The 24,277-nt window shown below is 68.5% G+C and carries 24 protein-coding genes, 1 tRNA gene and 2 pseudogenes; 10 read left to right on the forward strand and 17 right to left on the reverse strand.

Annotation, left to right across the window (positions count from 1 at the left end; all coding sequences use genetic code 11):
* Nucleotides 1-103: 103 nt before the first annotated feature.
* The 4 genes from ihfB to rpsA form a co-directional block, all read right to left on the reverse strand.
* The gene (gene ihfB, locus ACWH43_RS18850; RefSeq protein WP_089176829.1) at nt 104-388 is read right to left on the reverse strand and encodes an integration host factor subunit beta; all 285 of its coding nucleotides are present in this window, start codon (nt 386-388) and stop codon (nt 104-106) included.
* Nucleotides 389-416: 28 nt separating this feature from the next.
* Entirely contained in the window at nt 417-1,388 is a 972-nt protein-coding gene (gene sppA, locus ACWH43_RS18855) for a signal peptide peptidase SppA (protein ID WP_158446213.1), read from the reverse strand.
* A gap of 182 nt (nt 1,389-1,570) precedes the next feature.
* Nucleotides 1,571-2,860 carry an Hsp70 family protein gene (locus ACWH43_RS18860; RefSeq protein ID WP_260349269.1) on the reverse strand — a complete coding sequence of 430 codons (1,290 nt, stop codon included), beginning with the start codon at nt 2,858-2,860 and terminating at the stop codon, nt 1,571-1,573.
* Between the two features lie 254 nt (nt 2,861-3,114).
* Nucleotides 3,115-4,818 (reverse strand): 30S ribosomal protein S1, encoded by a 1,704-nt coding sequence (gene rpsA / locus ACWH43_RS18865; protein WP_158446212.1) that lies wholly within the window; start codon nt 4,816-4,818, stop codon nt 3,115-3,117.
* A 441-nt stretch (nt 4,819-5,259) separates the two neighbouring features.
* On the opposite strand from rpsA, the gene ACWH43_RS18870 reads away from it, so the two are divergent.
* Both ACWH43_RS18870 and ACWH43_RS18875 read left to right on the forward strand, forming a co-directional pair.
* A complete protein-coding gene (locus tag ACWH43_RS18870) occupies nt 5,260-5,817 on the forward strand; it encodes a LemA family protein (RefSeq protein ID WP_158446211.1) in 558 nt (185 codons plus the stop codon).
* A gap of 37 nt (nt 5,818-5,854) precedes the next feature.
* Nucleotides 5,855-6,940 carry a M48 family metallopeptidase gene (locus tag ACWH43_RS18875; RefSeq protein WP_158446210.1) on the forward strand — a complete coding sequence of 362 codons (1,086 nt, stop codon included), beginning with the start codon at nt 5,855-5,857 and terminating at the stop codon, nt 6,938-6,940.
* 33 nt (nt 6,941-6,973) lie between these two features.
* Here ACWH43_RS18875 and ACWH43_RS18880 read toward each other — a convergent pair whose 3' ends face one another.
* On the reverse strand, nt 6,974-7,582 hold the full coding sequence (locus ACWH43_RS18880) for a 2-hydroxychromene-2-carboxylate isomerase (protein WP_158446209.1): 609 nt from the start codon (nt 7,580-7,582) through the stop codon (nt 6,974-6,976).
* 241 nt (nt 7,583-7,823) lie between these two features.
* Here ACWH43_RS18880 and ACWH43_RS18885 point away from each other — a divergent pair, with 241 nt between their 5' ends.
* Together ACWH43_RS18885 and ACWH43_RS18890 are read left to right on the forward strand one after the other, a co-directional pair.
* Complete coding sequence (locus ACWH43_RS18885; protein ID WP_158446208.1) at nt 7,824-9,056, forward strand: argininosuccinate synthase; 1,233 nt, start codon at nt 7,824-7,826, stop codon at nt 9,054-9,056.
* A gap of 359 nt (nt 9,057-9,415) precedes the next feature.
* The gene (locus ACWH43_RS18890) at nt 9,416-9,760 is read left to right on the forward strand and encodes a hypothetical protein (protein WP_158446207.1); all 345 of its coding nucleotides are present in this window, start codon (nt 9,416-9,418) and stop codon (nt 9,758-9,760) included.
* A gap of 23 nt (nt 9,761-9,783) precedes the next feature.
* Here the strand turns inward: ACWH43_RS18890 and ACWH43_RS18895 are convergent, their stop codons facing one another.
* From ACWH43_RS18895 to fabA, 5 genes are all read right to left on the reverse strand, one after another.
* Entirely contained in the window at nt 9,784-10,029 is a 246-nt protein-coding gene (locus ACWH43_RS18895; RefSeq protein ID WP_158446206.1) for a DUF2188 domain-containing protein, read from the reverse strand.
* Nucleotides 10,030-10,070: 41 nt separating this feature from the next.
* Nucleotides 10,071-10,595, reverse strand: a complete 525-nt coding sequence (locus ACWH43_RS18900) for a YcxB family protein (protein WP_158446205.1) — start codon at nt 10,593-10,595, stop codon at nt 10,071-10,073.
* An 11-nt stretch (nt 10,596-10,606) separates the two neighbouring features.
* The gene (gene fabI, locus ACWH43_RS18905) at nt 10,607-11,437 is read right to left on the reverse strand and encodes an enoyl-ACP reductase FabI (protein ID WP_158446204.1); all 831 of its coding nucleotides are present in this window, start codon (nt 11,435-11,437) and stop codon (nt 10,607-10,609) included.
* Between the two features lie 7 nt (nt 11,438-11,444).
* Complete coding sequence (gene fabB, locus ACWH43_RS18910) at nt 11,445-12,671, reverse strand: beta-ketoacyl-ACP synthase I (protein WP_158446203.1); 1,227 nt, start codon at nt 12,669-12,671, stop codon at nt 11,445-11,447.
* A 125-nt stretch (nt 12,672-12,796) separates the two neighbouring features.
* A complete protein-coding gene (fabA, locus tag ACWH43_RS18915) occupies nt 12,797-13,309 on the reverse strand; it encodes a 3-hydroxyacyl-[acyl-carrier-protein] dehydratase FabA (protein ID WP_158446202.1) in 513 nt (170 codons plus the stop codon).
* Between the two features lie 304 nt (nt 13,310-13,613).
* On the opposite strand from fabA, the gene irrA reads away from it, so the two are divergent.
* Nucleotides 13,614-14,078, forward strand: a complete 465-nt coding sequence (gene irrA / locus ACWH43_RS18920; protein WP_158446201.1) for an iron response transcriptional regulator IrrA — start codon at nt 13,614-13,616, stop codon at nt 14,076-14,078.
* 29 nt (nt 14,079-14,107) lie between these two features.
* Here irrA and ACWH43_RS18925 read toward each other — a convergent pair whose 3' ends face one another.
* A complete protein-coding gene (locus ACWH43_RS18925; RefSeq protein WP_158446200.1) occupies nt 14,108-14,638 on the reverse strand; it encodes an SH3 domain-containing protein in 531 nt (176 codons plus the stop codon).
* A 172-nt stretch (nt 14,639-14,810) separates the two neighbouring features.
* Between ACWH43_RS18925 and ACWH43_RS18930 the strand changes: the two genes are divergently transcribed.
* Complete coding sequence (locus ACWH43_RS18930; RefSeq protein ID WP_158446199.1) at nt 14,811-15,806, forward strand: 2-hydroxyacid dehydrogenase; 996 nt, start codon at nt 14,811-14,813, stop codon at nt 15,804-15,806.
* A gap of 16 nt (nt 15,807-15,822) precedes the next feature.
* Here ACWH43_RS18930 and ACWH43_RS18935 read toward each other — a convergent pair whose 3' ends face one another.
* Nucleotides 15,823-16,491, reverse strand: a complete 669-nt coding sequence (locus tag ACWH43_RS18935; RefSeq protein WP_158446198.1) for an HAD family hydrolase — start codon at nt 16,489-16,491, stop codon at nt 15,823-15,825.
* Nucleotides 16,492-16,509: 18 nt separating this feature from the next.
* Complete coding sequence (locus ACWH43_RS18940) at nt 16,510-17,514, reverse strand: complex I NDUFA9 subunit family protein (RefSeq protein ID WP_158446197.1); 1,005 nt, start codon at nt 17,512-17,514, stop codon at nt 16,510-16,512.
* Between the two features lie 278 nt (nt 17,515-17,792).
* Between ACWH43_RS18940 and ACWH43_RS18945 the strand changes: the two genes are divergently transcribed.
* A tRNA-Leu gene (locus ACWH43_RS18945) sits at nt 17,793-17,877 on the forward strand.
* Nucleotides 17,878-18,259: 382 nt separating this feature from the next.
* Here the strand turns inward: ACWH43_RS18945 and ACWH43_RS18950 are convergent.
* Nucleotides 18,260-19,591 (reverse strand): ATP-binding protein, encoded by a 1,332-nt coding sequence (locus tag ACWH43_RS18950; protein ID WP_158446196.1) that lies wholly within the window; start codon nt 19,589-19,591, stop codon nt 18,260-18,262.
* Nucleotides 19,588-20,250: a response regulator gene (locus ACWH43_RS18955; protein WP_158446195.1), complete on the reverse strand. Its 663-nt coding sequence runs from the start codon at nt 20,248-20,250 to the stop codon at nt 19,588-19,590. Before ACWH43_RS18955 ends, ACWH43_RS18950 begins: the two co-directional genes overlap by 4 nt.
* A gap of 177 nt (nt 20,251-20,427) precedes the next feature.
* Between ACWH43_RS18955 and ACWH43_RS18960 the strand changes: the two genes are divergently transcribed.
* Nucleotides 20,428-21,051 carry a DsbA family protein gene (locus ACWH43_RS18960; protein WP_158446194.1) on the forward strand — a complete coding sequence of 208 codons (624 nt, stop codon included), beginning with the start codon at nt 20,428-20,430 and terminating at the stop codon, nt 21,049-21,051.
* Nucleotides 21,052-21,094: 43 nt separating this feature from the next.
* On the opposite strand, the pseudogene ACWH43_RS18965 reads toward ACWH43_RS18960, so the two are convergent.
* A pseudogene (locus tag ACWH43_RS18965) lies at nt 21,095-21,249 on the reverse strand (DUF779 domain-containing protein); the annotation flags it as partial.
* A 1-nt stretch (nt 21,250) separates the two neighbouring features.
* Nucleotides 21,251-21,399, reverse strand: a pseudogene (locus ACWH43_RS18970) (aldehyde dehydrogenase); the annotation flags it as partial.
* Between the two features lie 262 nt (nt 21,400-21,661).
* Between ACWH43_RS18970 and ACWH43_RS18975 the strand changes: the two are divergent.
* Together ACWH43_RS18975 and ACWH43_RS18980 are read left to right on the forward strand one after the other, a co-directional pair.
* Nucleotides 21,662-23,011, forward strand: coding sequence for a dihydroorotase (locus ACWH43_RS18975; protein WP_158446193.1), 1,350 nt, complete (start codon nt 21,662-21,664; stop codon nt 23,009-23,011).
* A 6-nt stretch (nt 23,012-23,017) separates the two neighbouring features.
* The gene (locus ACWH43_RS18980) at nt 23,018-24,262 is read left to right on the forward strand and encodes a Zn-dependent hydrolase (RefSeq protein WP_158446192.1); all 1,245 of its coding nucleotides are present in this window, start codon (nt 23,018-23,020) and stop codon (nt 24,260-24,262) included.
* Nucleotides 24,263-24,277: the final 15 nt, after the last annotated feature.

A 24,277-nucleotide genomic window follows, 5' to 3' on the forward strand; every position in this document is an offset into this window, starting at 1 on the left:
TCGGGCCGGAAAAATGGAATCCACTTTTCGGAAGAATCCGACGCTCCAACAATGAGATGGATCATCGTCATCGCCTCCGACAGGACGCGCGACGACCCGGCGCTCACGCCTTGCCGTTGAGGCGCAGGCGCAGCTCCTTGCCCGTCTTGAAGACGGGCACGAACTTCTCCTCGACCTCGACCGCGTCGCCGGTACGCGGGTTGCGGCCGATGCGGGCCGAGCGCGCCTTGCGGGAAAAGGCGCCGAAGCCGCGCAGCTCGACCCGATCTCCCCGCGCCAGCGCCTTCACGATCTCGTCCAGGATCGCCGAGACGATGTTCTCGATGTCGCGCTGATAGAGATGGGTGTTCTGCTCGGCGATCCGCTGAACAAGTTCTGATTTAATCATCGCTGGAGTATAACCATTTGTATCAACATCACTTTTCAGCGGCAGGCTGCCAGAGCGCCAGAGGCTCGTCAAGCCGCAAGCCGACGGGCTGATCCGCCGCCCGGGCGATCGACGCCGCCAGCCCGTCGAGGCCGGCGAGACGCGCGCCCACCTCGGCGAGGCTCCACAGCCCGAAGCGCGAGGCGCTGCTGCGCGGCCTCCAGTCGCGAACCTTGAGGTCCTTGGCGACTTTCTTCTCCTTTTCCAGCCAGGCGATGCCCTCGCGCTCGCCGCCGAGTTCGTCGATCAGCTTCAGGGCCAGGGCCTGGCGCCCGGAGAAGACGCGCCCGTCGGAGGCGGCGCCGAGCTGGGCGTCGTCGAGGCGGCGCCGGTCGCGCACCATCTGCTTGAACCAGCGGTAATTGTCGTCGACGACGCTCTGCAGCGCGGCGCGCGCCTCGGGCGAGGTCGGCTCGAAGCCGTTCGGCGCCGCCTTCAGCGGGCTCGACTTGACCTCCTCGACCTTGACCCCGACCGTGCCCAGCAACTGGCTGACATTGGGATACTGGAAGAGCACGCCGATCGAGCCGACGAGCGAGGTCTCGCGCGCGACGATATGGTCGGTGCCCATCGCCGCGATATAGCCGCCGGAGGCCGCCAGCCCGCCGACCACCGTGACCACCGGCTTCTTGGCCGCGAGCTCGCGCAGCGCGATATGCAGCGCCTCGGCGCCGGAGGCGGTGCCGCCGGGGCTGTTGATGTCGAGCACGACGCCGGACACCGCCTTGCTGTCGCCGACCGACTTGATCAGGTCCAGGGTGCGTCGGTCCCCCGAGATGAAGCCCGAGATCGAGACGCGGGCGATATGCGGGCTGGAGAGGGAGATCGGCCCATCGCCGCGCCAGGCGAGGCCGCCGATGACGGCCGCCGCGATCACCCCCAGGACGGCCAGCACGCGCCAGAGCGTCAGCTTGCGCCGCAGATTGCGGCGGTCGGCGAGCAGATCGGCATCGGACGCCATCGGGGAACTCCAGTCGGCGAGGGACGGATCGATCAGGCTGGGCCAACCTGATCGATCCGTCTCTAACGTATTGATAGGGAACGCGTGACCTGATCAGATTGCACCGCAATCCGATCAGCGCGTGCTCTGGGGCCCGTGGTGTAACCCCGTCGCGCCGGCCGGGCAAGGCGCCCGGCGCCGCTTCAGGCCGCGACCGAGGCGCGCGCCCGGTCGCGCGCGACCAAGGCGAGCCCGCTCGCGACCGAGCGGAAGGCGTCGCCGATATGAACCTTCCCCGCGCCGAAGCGCCGGTCGAACAGGGCTCGCACCGCCGGCACATGCGAGGTTCCGCCGGTCATGAAGACGGCCTCGATCCGGCCGGCGTCGACGCCGGCATCCGCCAGCGCCCGGTCGAGCGCGATCTCGATCGCGCCGACATCCTCGGCGATCCAGCGCTCGAAATCGAGGCGGCGGATCGGGCTTTCGATGGCGACGCCCATCTGGACGAAGCGCAGCACCGTCTCGTCCCGTTCCGACAGCGCGATCTTGGCGGCCGAGACGGCGCGGTAGAGCTCGTAGCCGAGATCGTATTCGATCACGGTCAGCAGATCCTCGAGCTTGCCGGGCTCGACGGCCTCGCGGATCAGGGCGTTGAGCTCGGCCATGGTCTCGCGGCTCTTCATCAGCGAGAGCTTGTGCCATTGCGCGAAGGCGGCGTGGTAATGCGCCGGCACCGGCAGCAGCTTGCCGAAGGAGCGGTATTCCGTGCCCTTGCCCAGCGCCGGCGAGACGGCGTGCTCGATGATCCGGTAGTCGAAGGTGTCGCCGGCGACGCCGACGCCGGCATGGGAGAGCGGGATCGCCTCCAGCCCGCCGCGCTCGCCGGGCTCGAAGCGCATCACCGAGAAGTCGCTGGTGCCGCCGCCGAAATCGGCGACCAGCATGGTCTGCGGCGTCTTCAGCTCGCGGGCGTACCAGTAGGCGGCGCCGAGCGGCTCATAGGCGAAATCGACCTGGTCCATGCCCGCCTTGCCATAGGAACCCTTCAGGCGCCCCAGCGCCAGCTCCTCGTCCGGCCGCTCGCCGGCGAAGACGACGGGCCGGCCCGAGACCAGCGGCAGCGTCGCGGCATCGGCCAGCCCCTTGGTCAGGTCGCCGAGGAAGACGCCGATCAGATCCTCCAGCCGGAAGAGCTTGCCGAAGAGCCGCGTCTCCTGGAAGGCGCGGCTGGAGAGATGCGTCTTGAGCGATTGCAGGAAGCGGTGCTCGCTGGTCATGCCGAGCGCCATGTCGAGCGCGTCGGGGCCGCTGACATGGGTGATGCGGCTCTGCGGCGGCCGGCCTTCGCGCCAGAACATCAGCGCCGAGCGATAGGCGTCGACCGCGCCCTGCCGTGTCGCGAAGGAGCGCGTCACGACCTTGCCGTCGGCTCCCGCCAGCGCGACGACGCTGTTGGTGGTGCCGAAGTCGATGCCGATGGCGGCGGGGGTCATGATGCTTCTCCTCACTAGGCGATGCGCGGCCAACAATCGCGCCGTCATCCCGGACAAGCCGCGAAGCGGCGCCGATCCGGGATCCATGCCGGATCGTTTCCGGCAAAGGTTCAGGCATGGATCCCGGGTCTACGCTGCGCTTCGCCCGGGATGACCACCGCCAACCCATGAATGATGACAACCGAAACAAAAGCCCGCGCGGATTTCTCCGCGCGGGCTGATCTCGAAGGCCGGCTGCCGCAGCAGCCGAAACCTCACTTCTTGTCGCCGGCCTTCTTGAGGGCGGCACCGAGGATGTCGCCGAGCGAGGCGCCGGAGTCCTGCGAACCGAACTGGGCGATCGCCTCCTTCTCCTCGGCCATCTCCAGGGCCTTGATCGAGACCTGGATCTTGCGGGCCTTCTTGTCGAAGAGGACGACGCGGGCATCGACCTTCTCGCCGGCCGCGAAGCGCTCGGGGCGCTGCTCGGCGCGGTCACGCGCCAGCTCGGCGCGCTTGATGAAGGTCATCATGTCGGTGCCGACGATCTTGACGTCGAGACCGGAGTCCTTGACCTCGACCACCTCGCAGGTGACGACCTGGCCCTTCTTGAACTCGCCGGCATCCACGAAGGGATCGCCGCCAAGCTGCTTCAGGCCGAGCGAGATGCGCTCCTTCTCCACGTCGACATCGAGAACGACGGCCTGCAGCACGTCGCCCTTCTTGTACTCCTCGATGACCTGCTCGCCCGGACGGTTCCAGTCGAGATCCGAGAGGTGGATCATGCCGTCGATGTCGCCTTCGAGGCCCAGGAACAGGCCGAACTCGGTCTTGTTCTTGACCTCGCCCTCGACCACCGAGCCCTGCGGATGCTGCTCGGCGAAGACTTCCCACGGGTTGCGGAGCGTCTGCTTGAGGCCGAGCGAGATGCGGCGCTTGACCGGATCGACCTCGAGGATCGCGACGTCGACTTCCTGCGAGGTCGAGACGATCTTGCCGGGGTGGACGTTCTTCTTGGTCCAGGACATCTCGGAGACGTGGATCAGGCCTTCGATGCCCGGCTCCACCTCGACGAACGCGCCGTAGTCCGTGATGTTGGTCACGCGGCCCTTGAGGCGGGTGCCGACCGGATAGCGCTCGGCGATGCCGTCCCACGGATCGGCCAGCAACTGCTTGATGCCGAGCGAGATGCGGTGCGTGTCCTGGTTGATCTTGATGATCTTGACCTTGACCGTCTGGCCGATGGTCACGACCTCGGACGGGTGGTTCACGCGGCGCCACGCCATGTCGGTGACGTGCAGCAGGCCGTCGATGCCGCCGAGGTCGACGAACGCACCGTATTCGGTGATGTTCTTGACGACGCCGTCGATGACCTGGCCCTCTTCGAGCGAGGCGACCAGCTCGGAGCGCGCCTCGGCGCGGGTCTCTTCGAGGACGGTGCGGCGCGACACGACGATGTTGCCGCGGCGGCGATCCATCTTGAGGATCTCGAAGGGCTGCGGCTGGCCCATCAGCGGGCCGACGTCGCGGATCGGACGGATGTCGACTTGGCTGCGCGGCAGGAAGGCGACGGCGCCGTCGAGATCGACGGTGTAGCCGCCCTTGACGGTGTTGAAGATCATGCCGGTGACCTTCTCGCGGGCCTCGAAGGCCTTCTCGAGCTTGACCCAGCTCTCTTCGCGACGGGCCTTGTCACGGCTGATGACGGCTTCGCCGAGCGCGTTCTCGATCCGGTCCAGATAGACCTCGACCTCGTCGCCGACGTTCAGCTCCTGCTCGCGGCCGGGGCCGGTGAATTCCTTGAGCGCGACGCGACCTTCGGTCTTCAGACCGACGTCGATGATCGCCATGTCCTTCTCAATGGCGACGACCTTGCCCTTGATGACGGAACCTTCGAGGGCTTCGTTCTTGGTGAAGGACTCTTCGAGCAGGGCGGCGAAATCCTCGCGGCCCGCGTTGTAGCTCTCAACTGCTGACATGTAATCTCCTGGGAGCCGGCCGCGTATCCCGCGGATGTCCGGCATGGTGCCTTCGGTTCGTGTTGCAGGCCGGATCGCTGCCGTCGGCGCCTCCGCTCGGGAGGCTTCCGGCTCGTCGAAGAGCCGCAGGCACCAGAGCCGCCGGAGAGATCCGCATCCGCAGGCTGCGTTTCCAGCACGAAACGGGAGCCAGCCTCGGAGGCCGCCCCCGGCGCATGATGGATCACGGCCATTCGGACAGGCGGGATTTAGTGCAAGCGCGGCATCAGGGCAAGGGCCATCGGCCGGATCGGCCGGGAAACCGCGTTTTTTCCGCGCCGTCTCCGTCCGGCACGAAGCGTCGGCCGCGTCAAGATCGCGATGAAGGGCGCGGCTTCCGTGCCCGCCCGGTTTCATGCCACTCTGTCGCCCGGCATCGCGCGGGCTTGGGGAGAGCGCTTCATGGGCTGGATCATTCTGGGGCTGGTCGTCGTCCTCGCGATCTATCTGGTGATGACCTATAACGGGCTGGTCGCGATGCGGCAGCGCGTCAACCAGGCCTTCGCCGATATCGACGTCCAGCTCAAGCAGCGGCACGACCTGATCCCGAACCTCGTCGAGACGGTGAAGGGCTACGCCACCCATGAGAAATCGACGCTCGACGCCGTGATCGCCGCCCGCAACGCCGCGCAAGGAGCGGGCAGCGTCCACGACAAGGCGGCGGCCGAGCAGCAGTTGTCCGGCGCGGTCGGGCGGCTGCTGGCGCTGGGCGAGGCCTATCCGGACCTCAAGGCGAGCGCCAATTTCCAGCAATTGCAGGTCGACCTCGGCAACGTCGAGGACAAGCTCGCGGCGGCCCGGCGCTTCTTCAACAATGCGGTGAGCGAGTTCAACGCCGCGATCCAGGCCTTCCCGGCCGTTCTCTTCGCCCCGCAGATGGGCTTCAGCCAGCGCGAATTCTTCGATGTCGGCCCCGAGACCCGCAGCCAGATCGAGACCGCACCGAGCGTGAAGTTCTGACGGCAGGACCGGCGCTTACGGCAAGGGAGCGGCTGCGATGGCGCAGGCCTTCGGGCTCTATACCCATCAGCGCAACAACCGGATCAGGTCCAACCTCCTGATCGCCGGGCTCTTCCTGCTGGTCTATCTCACCACCTGGGGGCTGCTGCTGGTCGCCTATGGCTATGGCGGCGTGCCGCGCGGGCAGTCCGTTTTAGGCGAGGCCAACCGCGTCTTCCGCTCGTGGTTCCCGTTCATCACCCTGGCGACGGTCCTGTGGGTCTTCCTCGGCTTCCGCATGAATGTCGCGATGATCGGGGCGGTGACGGGAGCCAAGGGCATCAGCCAGGCGGACAACCCCAAGCTTTACCGGATGCTGGAAAACCTGTGCATCTCGCGCGGCCTGCCGATGCCGAAGCTCGCGATCATGCAGAGCGACGCGCTCAACGCCTTCGCCAGCGGCGTCAACGACAGGCAGTTCACCGTGACCGTCACCAGCGGCCTGCTGGCCCAGCTCGACGACCAGGAGGTCGAGGCGGTCCTGGCGCATGAGCTGACCCATATCCGCAACGGCGACGTCCGGCTGATGGTGATCGCCGTGGTGATCGCGGGCGTGATCTCCTTTGCCGGCGAGCTCGTCTTCCGCGGCCTCGGGCGCAGCAACATCCGCGTCTCCTCCGACGATTCGAAGAAGGGCAACGGTTTCGCCGTCCTCCTCGGCATCGCCGTGATCGCGGTCTCCTGGTTCCTGGCGGTGCTGGTCCGGCTGTCGCTGTCGCGCTCGCGCGAATACCTCGCCGATGCCGGGGCGGTGGAACTGACCAAGAATCCCGATGCGATGATCTCGGCCCTGCTCAAGATCTCGGGCCGGGCCGATATCGACGGCGTGCCTTCCGGCGTGATGGATATGTGCTTCGAGAACGACCCGGACGATTTCGCCGATCTGTTCTCGACCCATCCCTCCGTCACCAAGCGCGTGCAGGCGCTGATCGAGACCGCCGGCGGGCGCATGCCGGCGATGCCGCCCCACCCGCCGAAGCTCGCCGAGCGCCAGGACCTGCCGACCATGGTCGAGGAGAACGCCGCCCGCGGTCCGTGGTCGCGTCCGCAGCCGGAGCCGGAGCCGGAGCGGGGGACGCGCTGACCGGCCAGGAGCCGGCGCGCGCGTCTCAGGGTCTCAGCGCCCGTCGCGGGCCCAGCCGAGCGCCTCCTCCAGGCGGTCGTCTCCCCAGAACGGCTCGCCGTCCCCGGTGACGAAGAAGGGCGCGCCGAAGATGCCGATCGACCGGGCATATTCGATCTCGGCGCGCAGGCGGCCCTTGACCTCCTCGCTGCGCGACAGCGGGATCGCGGCGCCGGGCTCGCCGCCGGCCTGCTTCAGCGCGGCGCCGAGCACGACCTCGTCGGCGATGTTGCGCCCCTCGCAGAACTGGGCCCGGAAGACCGCCCGGGAGAAGGCCGGCGTCCAGCCCTCCTCCCGCCCGGCCAGGGCGAGGCGCGCCGCCGCCAGCGAATTCTGCGGGAAGTTCTCGGGCTTGAGCATCTCGATGCCGAGCCGCCGGCCGCGCCGGGCGGTATCGCGCCACATATAGCGGCCCTTGTTCGGATAGATCGCGAAAGGCGAGCTGTTCCAGCCCTGCGCGGCGAAGATCGGACCGAGCAGAAAGGGCCGCCAGCGCAGGGCGACATCGGCCTCCTCGGCCAGTTTCTCGATCCTCAGGGCGCTCAGGCAGGAATAGGGCGACGCGAACTCATACCAGAAGTCCAGAACGGGACGATTCGGCATTCAGCCTCCGAACAGGTCGTCATCTCGTGTCGCGCCCCGCGAGCTTGTGCCCTGCGAGACCCGACGGCAAGCGCGCAGGACGCACGCTCGCGTTGCAGGGGCGAAGCCGGTTCCGGCGATCCATCAGCGGATGACACGGAATCGATCAGAAGGTTCCGATTGCGTCGCTCCCATGGCTGGGATAGTGCGCCATTGCGTCCGAAACGCGGCCCATGGGGGCTGCCAGAAGGAAATCGAACAGATGGCTGACAGCAGCGTGAAGAAGGTCGTCCTCGCCTATTCCGGCGGTCTCGACACCTCGATCATCCTCAAATGGCTGCAGACCACCTATCGATGCGAGGTCGTGACCTTCACCGCCGATCTCGGCCAGGGCGAGGAACTGGGGCCGGCGCGCGACAAGGCGCTGCTGCTCGGCATCAAGCCGGAGAACATCTTCATCGAGGATCTGCGCGAGGAATTCGTGCGCGACTTCGTCTTCCCGATGTTCCGGGCCAACGCCGCCTATGAGGGCGTCTATCTGCTCGGCACCTCGATCGCGCGGCCGCTGATCGCCAAGCGGCTGATCGAGATCGCGGAGCAGGTCGGGGCCGACGCCGTCTCCCACGGCGCCACCGGCAAGGGCAACGACCAGGTCCGTTTCGAGCTCACCGCCTATGCGCTGAAACCCGACATCGCCGTGATCGCGCCCTGGCGCGAATGGGATCTGCGCTCGCGCGAGCAGCTCATCGCCTTCGCCGAGCAGCACCAGATCCCGATCGCCAAGAACAAGCGCGGCGAGGCACCCTTCTCGGTCGACGCCAACCTGCTGCACTCCTCCTCGGAGGGCCGCGTGCTGGAGGACCCGAACGAGGAGGTGCCGGACTATGTGTTCTCGCGCACCGTCTCGCCCGAGGAGGCGCCCGACAAGCCGACCGTCATCACCATCGGCTTCGAGAAGGGCGACGCGGTCTCGATCGACGGCGTCAAGCTCTCCCCGGCGACGCTGCTGGCGAAGCTCAACGACCTCGGCCGCGACAACGGCATCGGCCGGCTCGACCTGGTCGAGAACCGCTTCGTCGGCATGAAGAGCCGCGGCATGTACGAGACGCCCGGCGGCACGATCCTGAACGTCGCGCACCGCGCGATCGAATCGATCACCCTCGACCGCGGCGCGGCCCATCTCAAGGACGAGATCATGCCGAAATATGCCGAGCTGGTGTATAACGGCTTCTGGTACTCGCCCGAGCGCGAGATGCTGCAGGCGCTGATCGACAAGAGCCAGGAATTCGTCACCGGCGAGGTCCGCCTCAAGCTCTACAAGGGCGGCGTCCACGTCATCGGCCGGTCGAGCGATTATTCGCTCTACGACCAGGACCTCGTCACCTTCGAGGAAGGCGCGGTCGCCTACGACCACCGCGACGCGGCGGGTTTCATCAAGCTCAACGCGCTGCGCCTGCGCACGCTCGGCCAGCGCAAGAAGAAGCTGGGATTGTAACGCTCATCGAGGGTGTCATCCCGTGCGCGCTGCGGCATGTGAATGCCGCAGCGCATATACCGGACCGCGTGACGACAGAGGCTCCTACCACCCGGCGCGGTCCGACCACGCCGGGTTGCCTTTCGATGAGCGCGACCTTCCAGGCCCGGCGCGATGTCTGGATGACCTTCTCGCACGCAATCGCTTCCAGGGGATCGTCGAAGGTTTCGACATGGACCGGACGGTCGATATTTCATCCTGCCGACGGTCCCGTGTCCGCGCAGCGGCACCGCGCGCCGCAGCGCGCACGGGATGACACGCGGCATGAACCGGCGCCCTCCTCGCGCGTTCAGCTCTCACCTTTCACGTGAGTGCCCCGCATGAAGCTCCCCGTTTCGACTGCTATCGCCGCCCTGCTCGCCGCCACGCCCGCCTTCGCGCAGGAAATCGCGCCGACCAAACCGGCGACGCCCGAGATCGCGACCTGCAAGAAGGCGGCGCTCGACGCGCTCTCGGCGAAGGAGCCCGAGATCAAGGACATCTATATCGACGAGGACGGCGCCACCGTCGCCGTGTCGGAGGCGAAGATCGAGGCGATTCCGGTGACGCGCATCGTCATGGCCGAGGCCTATCTGCGCACCGACCGCTCCGACAAGCCGCGCCGCTTCCTCTGCCTGCTCGGCGAGAAGAACAAGGTGCTGCTGACCTTCTTCACCGCGCGCTGAACCGGAGCGCCGGCCACTTTGAATCAGGGTTCGTCGATGACCTCGGTCGAGGGACGGTCCTTGCCGTCGGCCAGCTCCTCGTGCCACTGGCCGTCGCCGTCCTGATAGACGATGCCGTCGGTGTTGCCGGCGAGCGTCTGGCGCGCCGCCGCCTCGGTGGCCGCCTTCAGCGCGGCCTCGTGCGAGCGGAAGGTTTCCGACAGAACGTCGCCGACCTTGTAGGCCCAGCCCCCGTCATGCTCGACGACTTCGTACCTGACTATCGCCATGGCCACCTCCGTTCGAAAACCGGGAAACTTGGGCGGTGGCTTCAGGTTCCGGTCCGCTGCGACAGGAAGCGACGCAGTTCCTCGATCTGCGCCGGCTCGAAGCTGCGCTTCGGCAGGATCTGGTAGGTGGCCGGATGCGGCCAGAGCAGGAGCAGGGCGTCGTTCTCGAGCCAGCGCCGATAGGACGGCCAGCGATGCATGGAATGGCCGGATACGGTCTCGACGCTGAGGCCCTCCTCGTCCCAGCGATAATGCAAGGGGGCCTGGAAGGCCGGCACCGCGCGGAGATTGCGCCGGGCCGCGCGCCGGCCGAGCAGCAGCACGATCACCACCGGCAGGCCGAAGACCAGGAGCAGCGATCCGACGCCGGCCAGCGCGATCGCTCCCGCCAGCCCGCCCGGAACCGCGCCGGAGAGAAGCAGGGCGAAATAGGCCGTGGCGACGCAGCAGAGCAGGGCCTGCTTCCACCATCTGGAGCGCTGGCGAAAGCCGTCGCGCAGCATCAGCCGCTGGGCGGCGACGAGGTCGTCTTCCCCGACGGCGACGACCGCCTCGCGCCGCATCATCCGGGCGGCCCTCAGGCTTCGCCCTGGTCCGCCGCCCGCAGGCTTTCGAGCACCGGCATCGAGGTGATGTGATAGCCGGCGTCGACATGATGGACGTCGCCGGTGACGCCGCCCGACAGGTCGGAGAGGTAGTAGAGCGCGGCGCCGCCGATCTCCTCCAGCGTCACCGATTTGCGCAGCGGCGAATTGGCGCGCTGCCAGGACAGCATGGCGCGCGCATCCGAGATGCCGGCGCCGGCCAGCGTCCGGACGGGACCGGGCGAGAGCGCGTTGACGCGGATGCCGCGCGGGCCGTAATCGCCGGCGAGATAGCGCACGCTCGCCTCCAGCGCCGCCTTGGCCACGCCCATGACGTTGTAGTTCGGCATGATGCGCGTCGAGCCGCCATAGGTCAGCGTGATGACGCTGCCGCCATGGGGCATGCGCGCCGCCGCCCGCTTCGTCGCCTCGGTGAAGGAGAAGCAGGAGATCACCATGGTGCGCGAGAAATTCTCGCGCGTGGTGTCGGCATAGAGCCCCTTGAGCTCGTTCTTGTCGGAGAAGCCGATGGCGTGGACGAGGAAGTCGAGCGTGTTGCGCTCGGGATCGCCGCCCCAGACCTCGTCCAGCTTCGCGAAGGCCGCATCGACCGAGGCGATGTCCTCGACGTCGCAGGGAATGACCAGGTCGGAGCCGATGCTCGCGGCCAGCGGCTTGACGCGCTTGCCCAGCGCCTCGCCCTGATAGGTGAAGGCGAGCGCGGCGCCATGCGCGTGCAGGGTCTTGGCGATGCCCCAGGCAATCGAGTTCTGATTGGCGACCCCCATGACGAGGCCGCGCTTGTTCTGCATCAGGGGAAGCATGATGCCCTCACGCCTCCAGCCGCTTCATCACGATGGTGGCGTTGGTGCCGCCGAAGCCGAAGGAGTTGGAGAGCACGCAGCCCAAGCCCGCATTGTCGATGCGCTTGCGCACGATCGGCATGTCGGCGAAGGCGGGGTCGAGCTCGTCGATATGGGCGCTCTCGCAGATGAAGTCGTTGTTGAGCATCAGGAGAGAGTAGATCGCCTCCTGCACGCCGGTCGCGCCGAGCGAATGGCCGGTGAGCGACTTGGTCGCGGCGATCGGCGGGCTCTTCTCGCCCGAGCCGAAGACCTCGCGGATCGCCTCGATCTCCTTGCCGTCGCCGACCGGGGTCGAGGTGCCGTGCGGGTTGATGTAGTCGACCTTGGCCTTCACGCCCTCCAGCGCCATGCGCATGCAGCGCACCGCGCCCTCGCCCGACGGCGCGACCATGTCATAGCCGTCGGAGGTGGCGCCGTAGCCGACGACCTCGCCATAGATCTTGGCGCCGCGCGCCCTGGCGTGCTCCAGCTCCTCCAGCACGACGACGCCGGCGCCGCCGGCGATGACGAAGCCGTCGCGGGCGACGTCATAGGCGCGCGAGGCGACCGCCGGGCGGTCGTTGAAGTCGGAGGACATCGCGCCCATGGCGTCGAACAGGACGGAGAGCGTCCAGTCCAGCTCCTCGCAGCCGCCGGCGAAGATCACGTCCTGCTTGCCCCACTGGATCAGCTCATAGGCGTTGCCGATGCAGTGGTTCGAGGTCGCGCAGGCCGAGGAGATCGAATAGTTGACGCCCTTGATCTTGAACCAGGTGGCGAGCGTGGCCGAGGCGGTCGAGGACATGCCCTTGGGCACGGCGAAGGGGCCGACCTTCTTGGAGGAGCCGCTCTCGCGCGCCTTGTCATAGGCGTCGATCAGGGCGCGGGTCGAGGGGCCGCCCGAGCCCATGACGATGCCGGTGCGCTCGTTGCTGACCTCGGCCGGCTCCAGGCCGGCATCGGCGATGGCCTGCTCCATGGCGACCTGGTTCCAGGCCGAGCCACCGCCATGGAAGCGCATGGCGCGCCGGTCGAGCACCGTCGCGGGATCGAGAGTCGGCACGCCAGCGACCTGGCTGCGGAAGCCGTGCTCGGCGAATTCGGGCACGAAGACGATCCCGGATTTCGCTTCCTTCAGCGACGACAGCACCTCCTGGGTGTTGTTGCCGATGGACGAGACGATACCCATCCCGGTGACGACGACGCGTCTCATGCTCGCTTCACTCCAGCTTTTCGCCAGCTCTTCGCCCACGGCGGGACGGGCCGCGCCGCTCTGGATTCACAACGGCGCAAATGGACCGTAAGGGCGCCGCACGCAAGGTCGGCTTGCGTTTTTCCTCAGGCCGCTTCCGGCTTGAACAGGCCCACGCGCATGTCGCTGACGGTGTAGATGCGCTTGCCGTCGGCCTCCAGCCAGCCATCGGCGATGCCGAGGACGAGCTTCGACTTGAAGACGCGCTTGAAGTCGACGCCGTAGACAACGCGCTTGACCGTCGGCAGCACCTGGTCGGCGAACTTCACCTCGCCGACGCCGAGCGCCCGGCCCCGGCCCTGCAGGCCGAGCCAGCCGAGGAAGAAGCCGGTGAGCTGCCAGAGCGCGTCGAGGCCGAGGCAGCCGGGCATGACGGGGTCGCCCTTGAAATGGCAGTCGAAGAACCAGAGGTCGGGCTTGATGTCGAACTCGGCGCGAACCATGCCCTTGCCGTGCTCGCCGCCCTCCTCGGCGATCTCGGTAATGCGGTCGAACATCAGCATCGGCGGCAGCGGCAACTGCGCATTGCCCGGCCCGAACAGCTCCCCGCGGCCACAGGCGAGGATCTCCTCGTAGCTGAAAGACGATTGACGCTGCATTCCTGCTCCGTTGCCTGGTGACGGCCGAACGGCCGACGAAGATGCCTGCGTGCCTAACACGCCGCGTACGGAAAACGAAAGGGCGCAGGAACGCTCACCCACACGACGCTGCGAACGCTGCGGAAGGTCCCGGCGGAGGCAGCCGCGGCACGGCCGCGTCCCGCCTGGCGAAAACCGCTGTCAGTAGATTGGCACGAGCCCCGCGCTTGCGGCGGCCCGGCCGAAGCCCTACATTTCAGATGAATTCCAAACGAGACGGGGCGCATGGCGTGCCCGCCGCAGGCAGAAGGGACACGGCGAAGGCATGGGCGATCTGGTTTCCCGGGACGAGGCCTACGGATCGAGCATGCGTCAGGGGTGCCCGTTCCACGACATCCGCCAGAAGCTGCGCCGGGTGGGGCTGCGGCCTACGCGGCAGCGCGTCTCGCTCGGCTGGGTGCTGTTCGCCAAGGGCGACCGGCACATCAGCGCCGAGATGCTGCACGAGGAAGCGGTCAGGGAGCGCATCCCGGTTTCGCTGGCGACGATCTACAACACGCTGCGCCAGTTCACCGAGGCGGGGTTGCTGCGCGAGCTCGCCATCGACGGCAACAAGACCTATTTCGACACGGCCAGCCACGACCACCACCATTTCGTGGTCGAGGGCGAGAACCGCGTCATCGACATCCCCGCCCGCGAGATCGACGTCGCCAGCCTGCCGACGCCGCCGGAAGGCTACGAGATCTCGCATGTCGACGTGGTCGTGCGGCTGCGCAAGATCGAAGGCTGAGCCGCTCCCGAGGCGGGGCCGCGGCCGCCTCAGTCGACCGTCTCGTTCGGATAGACGCCCCAGAGCCTCTCCTGAGGCATATAGCCGCTGATGTTGCGGACGCTGACGCGGCACCAGTGATGGGCGCATGAGGCGACGCTGGTGACGACGCCCGGCTGCAGCTCGGCGACCACCGCGGCGTTGGCATCGGCAGCGCTGCGCAGCGGGAACAGTTCCTTCCTGTTCTTGGACCAGGGCGCGACGAGCGCCGTCCGGCGGCCGGAGAGCAGGCTGTGGAGAACCCAGCCCTCGGTGCCGTCGGCATCGCGGACCCGCCGCCAGGTCTCGAACTCCGCCGTCACCTCGACCGGCAGCCCGGCCCGCTGGTAGACCCAGCGCGTGCGGTGCTCCTTCGACGGTCCCTCGCGCAGGTTCACCCGGTCCGATTTCAGGCTGACATAGCGCGGCACCGGCAACCCCGTGACCGAGCCCGCCTGCATGTCCTGCGCGCGCGCCCCCGCTGTCGTCACGGCGATGAGGAAGCCCGCCATGAAGAGGGGCCGCACCCGCAAGCTCAGCATCGATCGCTCTCCTAGGGCCCCCGCTTTCGGGCGAAAGGGCAAGTTGTCATCCGCCGGCGCGCCGCCTAGACAAACGGGAACCGGACGGCGCCGCCTCCCATTCCTGGGCCACCAGGGTTAACGGCGCGTTGAGGGAGAAAAGCCAATCCGGCGAGCCAGGAAGGGAACCGCCATGTCGAAGAAGAAGCCGCTGGTCGTGGTGACGCGCAAGCTGCCGGCCGTGGTGGAGACCCGGATGCGCGAATTGTTCGACGCCAGGCTCAACATCGACGACAAGCCGATGTCGCAGGCGGCCCTGATCGAGGCGGTGAAGACGGCCGATGTGCTGGTGCCGACCGTGACCGACAGGATCGACGCCACGACCATCGCCGAGGCCGGGGAGCAGCTCAAGCTGATCGCCAATTTCGGCAACGGCGTCGACAATATCGACGTCGCCAGCGCCGTGCAGCGCGGCATCACCGTCACCAACACGCCGGGCGTGCTGACCGACGACACCGCCGACATGACGATGGCGCTGATCCTCGCCGTGGCGCGGCGCATCGCCGAAGGATCGCGTGTCATTCCCGAGGACGAATGGGCCGGCTGGTCGCCGACCTGGATGCTCGGGCGCCGGATCACCGGCAAGCGGCTCGGCATCGTCGGCATGGGCCGGATCGGCCAGGCGCTGGCGAAGCGCGCCGCCGCCTTCGGCCTCTCGATCCACTACCACAACCGCCGCCGCGTCGACGCCCGCATCGAGGAGAAGCTCGGCGCGACCTACTGGGATTCGCTCGACCAGATGCTGGCGCGGATGGACATCGTCTCCGTCAACTGCCCGCATACGCCGGCGACCTACCACCTGCTCTCGGCCCGCCGCCTCAAGCTGATGAAGCCGGACGCCATCCTGGTGAACACGGCGCGCGGCGAGATCGTCGACGAGACGGCGCTCGCCCGCATGCTGGAAGCCGGCGAGCTCGCGGGCGCCGGGCTCGACGTGTTCGAGCAGGAGCCGGCGATCAATCCGCGCCTGCTCAGGCTCGCGCGCCAGCACAAGGTCGTGGTGCTGCCCCATCTGGGCTCGGCCACCCATGAGGGCCGCGCCGAGATGGGCGAGAAGGTCATCGTCAACATCAAGACCTTCATGGACGGGCACAAGCCGCCGGACCGCGTGCTGCCGAGCATGCTCTGAGCGGCCAGGCCGCCCCTCAGCCCGCGAGCCCGGCGACCGCCCGCGGCCAGTCCTCGTAGCGCTCGACGATCAGCGCGGCGCCGGCGGCCAGCAGCCGCTCGCCCATCGCCGCCCTGTCGCGCGCCGTGCCGACGAAGCCCGCGACGCGCATGCCGGCCGCCCGCGCCGCCGCGACGCCCGGCACCGAATCCTCAAGCACCAGGCAGCGCTCCGGCCGCGCCTGCATCCGCGACGCGGCGAACAGGAAGACATCCGGCGCCGGCTTGCCGCGCGCCACCTGCGAGGCCGAGAAGACATGCGGATCGAACAGGTCGAGAAGGCCGGCGAGCCCGAGATTGTGCCGCAGCGGCGCCAGGCTGGTCGAGGAGGCGACGCAGCGGCGCCCGGCCAGCTCCGTCAGCGCCGCGCGCACGCCCGGCAGGGCCCGCAGCTCACCGGCGAGCCGGGCGGCGACGCCGGCCTCGATCCGGCTTTCGAAATCGGCGGGAAGCGGGCGGCCCAGCGCCGCCTCGATGACCGCGAAACCCGCGGTGAGCGGAATCCCGACGAGATTGTTGAAATAATCCTCGAGCGTCCAGGCCGTCAGGCCGGCCTCACGGCACAGAGCGAGGCTGACCTCGGCATAGAGCGTCTCGCTGTCGATCAGCGTGCCATCGCAGTCGTAGATGACGAGATCGAACGCCATGGCGGGTCGCCCGCCGGTTCAGGCCGTGCGGGCCCCCTCGAACTGCCCGGTCTTGCGGAACCGCCAGAGATAGGACGGCACCTCAGCCTCGACCGAGACCGGGGCGATGCCGAGCCCGGCGAAATCGCGGCCTTCCCGGACCGCCGCCGGCGAGACGACGTTGTCCTGCCCGAGCAGCAGCACCTGGTCGCGCGTCAGCTTGAGCTCGTTGGGCAGCAGGCCCAGCGTGAGGGTGTCGACCACCTCGAGCACGCGCGCCACGACGCCGGCCAGAGGCAGCGGCAGCGGCGCGATCAGGCGCCTGCGGCCGGTGACCTTGCAGATGTCCTCGACGATCCGGCGCAGGCTCATCACCTCCGGGCCGCCGAGCTCGTAGACCTGGCCGGGCGCGATGCCGCCGTCGACGGCACGGGCCACGACCTCGGCCACGTCGCCGACGAAAGCCGGCTGCAGCCGGACCTCCCCGTCTCCGATCAGCGGCAGCACCGGCAGCATCCGGGCCATCGCGGCATAGCGGTTGAAGAACGTGTCCTCGGGCCCGAACATCACCGAGGGGCGCAGGATGACCGCCTGCGGAACCACCTGGCGGACGGCGGCCTCGCCCTCGGCCTTGGTGCGGGCATAGGCCGAGCGCGATTCGGCATCGGCGCCGAGCGCCGAGACCTGCACGAGCCGGCCGATGCCGGCCGTGGCGCAGGCCAGGGCGACCGCATGCGCGCCATTGGCCTGGACGGCGCCGAAGCTCTGGCGGCCGCTCTCCTTCATGATGCCGACGAGATTGACGACCGCATCGGCACCCATGGCCGCGGCGGTGACGGAGGCGGGATAGCGCAGATTGGCCTGCACCGCATGGATCTGCCCGACGACGCCGAGCGGCTGCAGGAAGCCGGCGAGATCCGGCCGGCGCACGGCGACGCGCACCCGGTAGCCGCGCTTGACCAGGGCGCGCACGACATGGCGCCCGAGGAAGCCGGAGCCGCCGAAGACGGTGACGAGCTGCTGGGACGGGGCTTGAACGGCCATCGGGAAAGCTCCGTTTAGAATGGTTCCGTCCTCCTAGATCATATGCCGCGAAAGTGGAAATCCCTTTTGCGCGCTGCGGCGCAGGGCGGTCATGCCGACGCTCCGGCCTGCGGCAGCGCACGCTCGCGAGAGGCCCCAGGCCGCGCTCCCCGGTCTTTCGCGGGGCGCGGAACGGCGGGGCCGCAATCGGCTTTTCAACAGCCGGGACGGGAGCCGGCACAATTCTTTTCGGGAGGCCGTTGACAGCGCGCCGCGCCCCCCGTACACGAACCGCCGTTGCCCAGGTGGCGGAATTGGTAGACGCGCTGGTTTCAGGTACCAGTGGTGAAAGCCGTGGAGGTTCGAGTCCTCTCCTGGGCACCACTTCTTCTCGCATTTCGCGACAAGAAGTGGATAGTCGGCAACGGTTTGGCCGGCAGCCGCCTTTATGGCGCGACTTCGTGCCACCGACCTTGCGTCACCAGTCCCTTTGCTGCCGCATCGGGCGCCAGCAACCCCAGCGTGAAACTGAAGCCGGCGCTGCGCGAGGCCTGCGCGACCGCACCGTCATACCCCTTCGGTGATTCCCGCGCGCCATGGCGATCATCGACAAGGCGTTCCTTTCCGCTATGGCCGGGGACGTGGCGATGGCTCCGGCGGATCGGGATCGGGAACGGCCGAGAGCCTCGACGAACAATCTGCATTCCTGCCGCGTCGGGCGAAGCGGATAGCAGCATGCGCCGCAAGCGCCCGGCGGGGCCGCCCTTCAGGAGCGCGGTTCGCCCTCGACCGGGAAGGTGACCGTCGCCTTCAAGCCTCGGGGGCTGCGGTTTTCCAAGCGGATCCCGCCGCATCGGAGCCGGGTCAGGGCCACTTCGACGATCGCCAGCCCGAGCCCGCTTCCGGCCGCCACGGAACCGCGTCCGCGGTAGAAGCGCTGCGTGACGAGCGGGATTTCGTCGGGCGGGATGCCCGGCCCCTCATCCTCCACGGCAAGCCCACTTCGGCCTTCGAGGCGCCATCGCACCCGTCCCGAATGCGGGCTGTGGACGCAGGCGTTCTCATGCAGGTTGCGCAGCACCACCGCGAGGGTGTCGGGGTCGCCCGCAACGGCGAAAGCGTCGAGCGCCGGGTCGATCTCCACGACGAGATCGCTCCGCGAGCGCTCCCTGTCGATCTCCCGCAGCAGCGGGCCGAGCACGACAGGGCCCGCCGCCGGAGAGGCGGTGCCGGCGTCGAGGCGGGCGAGAGCGAGGAGCTGGCTCATCAGGCGGGCGGTCCGATCCACCCCCTGGACGATCTTATCGAGCGCCGACAGGCGCATCGTGCCGTCCTCCGCTGCCCTCGCGATCTGCGCCTGGGTCCGGATGCCGGCGAGCGGCGTGCGCAGCTCATGGGCGGCGAAGGCCGTGATCGCCCTTTCATGCCGCCGCGCCGCCTCGAGCCGCCCGAACAGCCCGTTCAGCGCCTCGGTCAGCGGGCGAAGCTCGGCGATGTCCCGGGGCGGCAGCGGTGCGAGGTCGTCGGCGGCGCGGCCCTTGAGATCGGCGGCGATGCTCTTCAGAGGCGCCAGCCCCCGGCCGACGCAGAGCCAGATCAGCCCTGCCAGGAGCGGCAGGATCAGCAGGGCCGGAGCGACCAGTCCGCGCACGAGGTCCTGCACCAGCCGGTCGCGCAGGCCGAGCCTGTCGCCGACCAGCACGCGCACGCCCCTGGCGGCGTCCTCGATGGCATAGACCCGCCAGGGCTCGCCGGCGACGAGGCTGGAGGAGAAGCCTTCCGCCGCCTCGGTCAGCCGCTCGGCCGGCGCCGAGCTCGATGCCGCGACGAGGTGCCCGTCCAGCGACCAGATCTGGCAGGACAACTGGCGCTGATAGCCATTGGCGGCCTGCGGCGCGGCAGCGATCGCGGCGCCGCCCGCCCCGCCATCGTCGCGGACCAGCGAGGCGACCATGCGCGCCGCCTCCTGGAGCCTGGTGTCGAGGACGTGCTCGAGCTCGCGTTTCGTGCCGAGATAGATCCAGATCGTCGCCGCCAGCCAGATCAGGCCCGTGGCCACGACCAGGATGAGGAACAGCCTGGCCCGCAGCGAGGTCACGGCGCCTGCCTCAGGCGATAGCCGAGGCCGCGCACGGTCTCGATCAGCCCGCGGCCGAGCTTCTGGCGCAGATTGTGGACATGGACCTCGATCGCGTTGCTCTCGACATCCTCCTGCCAGCCATAAAGCCGCTCCTCCAGCTCGGCGCGCGAGCGAATGATCCCCGGCCGCTCGGCGAGGGCGCGCAGAATGGCGAATTCCCGCCGCGTCACGTCGAGAGGGACGCCGCCGCGCGAGACGCCGTGGCTGCCAGGGTCGAGAACGAGCCCGGCCGCGGCAATGGTGGCGGCAGCCCGGCCTTCGCCCCGCCGCACGATCGCGCGCAGGCGGGCGGCGAGTTCGTCGAGATCGAAGGGCTTGCCCAGATAGTCGTCGGCGCCGCGATCGAGGCCGGCGATCCGGTCGCGCGTCTCGTCGAGCGCCGTGAGCAGAAGAATCGGCCGCCGCTCGCCGGCCGCCCGCAGGCTTTCGAGCAGGTCGAGGCCCGAGCCGTCCGGCAGCATGAGGTCGAGCACGATCGCGTCGAAGGCGCCGGCCGCCAAAGCATGCCGGCCATCGGCGCAGGAACCGACCACCTCGGCGCAGACGCCGTGGAACCGCAGGCCCACGGCGAGCCCGTCGGCGAGAATGGGGTCGTCTTCGACGATCAGGACACGCATCTTTCTTCCCTGCCCCCGGAAACCTCCGCCAGCTTAAGGCTGGCTTAAGCTGGCCGGTGCCGATGGCCGCATCCGTTCACCGCAAGGCAAGCGCGGAGGCGGTCGCCGGGCCTGCTGCGCTCGCCAAGGCAGCGACGCCCCCGGCACCCTTCCGACACCGAAAAAGGGCTCAGATCCATGCTCCATCACCGCCGGGCCATCCTCGCCGGCATACCGCTCCTCGCCCTCGGGCTGCCGGGCCCCGCATCCGCCCAGTCGGCGCCCCGGATCGACGTCGAGGCCATCCTCAACGATCCGGAAGCTCCGGTCTCGGGAAACCCGAAGGGCGATGTCACCATCGTCGCCTTTCTCGACTACAACTGTCCGTTCTGCAAGAAATCCGCCCCCGACCTCGCGCGCATCGTCAAGGAGGACGGCAAGATCCGGCTGGTCTACAAGGACTGGCCGGTCATCGGCGAAACCTCGGTCCATGCCGCGCAGCTCGCCCTCGCCGCGGCCTATCAGGGCGGCTACCAGCGGGCGCATGACGCGCTGATGGCGACCAAGGGACGGTTGAGCAAGGAACAGATATCGGCCGCGCTCAAGGATGCCGGTCTCGACCTGACGCGCCTGCAGGCCGATCTCGACGCCCATGGCGACCGGATCGTCGCCCTGCTGAAGCGCAACATGGCCCAGGCCGACTCGCTCGGGCTCCAGGGCACGCCGACCTATCTCGTCGGCCCGTTCCGCACCTCGACCCTGGACTACCAGGGCTTCAGGCAGGCCGTCGCCGACGCGCGCGGAAAGAAGACCGGGCCTTAGGCGCGGCCGGCTTTCGGGCGGGAGCCGGCGTCACGGCTGCCGCTCACTCCCGGACGCGATCGGACCTCACGAGAAACCTCCGCTCGCGTCCGTTATCGAGCGAGAACATGCCGCCGCGCCCCGGCACGACGTCGAGAATCAGGCGGGTATGCTCCAGGCCTCGAACTGCGCCGCGCCGATGTAGGACGGCGTCGCGCCAGAGCTTCTTCGGCGCGTAGCTGACCAGCAGGTTCTTGGTCTGCCGGCAGCGAGCATCATCTTGTGGGTCTCGCGGCCGATGCCCGGCTGCTTGTAGCCGCCGAAGGCCGGATAGGCATGGTAGCAGTTGGTCCAGAAGCGGCCAGTTTGAGCGTGAGGCGAAACATCCGCGCGGACGCCATCGTCTTCTTCCTCCGCTTAAGGCTCACGAAAAATCCGCGGTTTCTTCTTCCGATACAGCCTCCGGGACATTCAGCCTCCGCCCTGGCCATCGCTGACGCGAGGACCCCAAAACCGGGACAGAGGCGCATAATCGGCTGTTATGCATAAGGCATCAATTGGTATTCGTTGTTTTGAGAATGCTTCGTCTAAGTTCTCCCTGCAGATCATCATTCTTGCGAAGTGGCCCGAAATGTCCGATTTCGATCTCGTCCTGCGCGGCAATATCGTGCTGTCCAACCACGTCATCGAAGACGGCCATGTCGCCGTCAGCGGCGGCAAGATCGGCAAGGTCGGCGCCGGCGCCCCGCCTTCCGCCCGGGAAACCCAGGATTTCCGCGGCCACTGGATCATGCCGGGCGTGATCGACGGCCAGGTCCATTCCGGCAGCCAGGCCGATCACGAAGGCATCGGCATGTGCTCCCGCGCCGCGGCGGCCGGCGGCGTCACGGTCATGGTCGACATGCCCTATGACGAGCCCGAGCCCGTCACCAGCGCCAGGCTCTTCAACGCGAAGGTCGCGGTGGTCGAGCGCGACGCCCATGTCGATGTCGCGCTCTATGCCACGATCGCCGTCGAGAACGGGCTCCACGCCATTCCCGGGCTGGTGGAGGCAGGCGCCTGCGCCTTCAAGTTCTCGACCTTCGAGGCCAATCCGACGCGTTTTCCGCGCATCGGCGACGACACGCTCTACGAAGCCTTCAGGCTGATCGAGCCGACCGGCCTGCTCTGCGGCGTCCACAATCAGGACCAGGAGATGACGAGGCGCAACATCGCGAAGCTGATCGAGGCGGGCGACACCGGCCCGGACGCCTTCCTGCGCGCCCACACCGCACTGATCGAAAATCTCGCGACGGCCCGGATCTACGAGATCGGCGCCGAGACCGGCGCGCGCGCCCACGCCGTCCATGTCTCGACCGCGCGCGGCTTCGAGATCTGCAACATGTACAAGCGCGCCGGCCACAAGGCGACGGTCGAGAGCTGCGTGCAGTATTTCATGCTCAATGCCGAGGAGCACGGCCCGCGCTTCGGCGCCAGGATCAAGCACTACCCGCCGATCCGCCCCAAGGCCGAGAGCGACCTGCTCTGGAGCCATCTCGCCGCCGGCCATTGCGACTTCATCTCGTCGGATCACGTCTCCTGGGGGCTGGAGAAGAAGAGTGACCCGAACATCTTCAGGAACACCTCGGGCGGGCCGGGGATCGAGACCCTGCTGCCGGCGCTCTGGACCGGCTGCGAGGAGCACGGGCTCCCGCCCACCATCGTGGTGAAGCAGCTCTGCGAGGGCCCGGCGAAAGCCTTCCTGCTCGCCGATAAGGGCCGGCTCGAAGCGGGAGCCGATGCCGACATCGCCGTGCTGGAACCCGGCCGCTTCGTCCATGATCCGGGCAAGAGCCTCTCGGCCGTGAGGTGGAGCTCGATGGAAGGCCGCGAGCTCCGCGTCCGTGTCGCCGCCACCTATGTTCGCGGCCGGCTCGCCTGGGACGGTCAGCGGATCTGCAACAAGGCCGGAGACGGCCGCTTCCTGCGCCCCACGGCGTGAGCTGCCATGGCGATCGACCAGGACCGGCTCTGGCAGCGTCTCGAAACGCTCTCGCGGATCACTGACCCCGAGCGTCCCTGGACCCGCCGCTCCTTCACGCCGCGCTTCCTCGAAGGCCGGGAATGGCTCGCGGCGCAGTTCCGAGGCGCCGGGCTGGAGACCGGGCTCGACGCGGCCGGCAACCTCTTCGGCCGCCTCCCCGGCGCCGATCCCGCATTGAAGCCGATCCTGATCGGCTCGCATTCGGACACGGTGCCCTCCGGCGGCCGCTATGACGGCATCCTCGGCGTGATCGCGGCGCTGGAGGTCGCCCAGAGCCTCGGGGAGCGCGGCGAGCGCTTGCGCCATACGCTGGAGGTCGTCGACTTCCTCGCGGAGGAGCCCAGCGAGTTCGGCCTCTCCTGCATCGGCAGCCGCGCCCTCGCGGGAGCGCTGAGCGAGCAGCACCTCGCCCTCGCCCGCCCGGACGGCATGACGCTGCGCGACGGCATCGCCTTCGTCGGCGGCCGGCCGGATGAGATCGCCTCGGCCAGGCGGCCGGCGGATGGCGTCGCCGCCTATGTCGAGCTCCATATCGAGCAGGGCCGCGTGCTGGAGAACGAGCGCATCCCGATCGGGATCGTGACCGACATCGTCGGCATCCGCCGGGAGCGCATCACCGTCACCGGCCGGGCCGACCATGCCGGCGCAACGCCGATGCCGCTGCGCGCCGATGCGCTGGTCGGCGCCGCGAAGCTGGTCGAAGCCGCCCATGAGCGGGCGCTGGCGACGGCGCGCGACGAGCAGCCGCTGGTCGCGACCTTCGGGCGCATCGAGGTCAGCCCCAACGCGGCCAATGCCGTGCCGGGCGAAGCCGTGCTGACGCTGGAAGTCCGCTCCGGCAACGAAGCGGCGGTCGCGGCCTTCGGCGCCGGATTGCTGCGAGACCTGCGGCCAACGCTGGAGGCGCTGCGCCTCGCCATCGCGGTCGAACCGATCAGCCATGTCGCGCCCACCGCCTGCGCAGCCGGGATCCGCAAGGCCATCGCCGATGCCGCAGCCTCGCTCGGGCTCGCCACGCGCAACCTGCCCAGCGGCGCCGGCCATGACGGCGTCTTCGTCGCCCGGACCGAACCGATCGGCATGATCTTCGTACCCTGCCTCGACGGACGCAGCCACGCGCCGGAGGAATCGATCACGCCCGGGCAGGCCGGCGACGGCGCGCGCGTGCTGGCCGAGACGGTGCGCCGGCTCGATGCCGGCCTGGGCTGAAGCCCGCCCGGCGAA

The organism is Allobosea minatitlanensis, assembly GCF_964020775.1.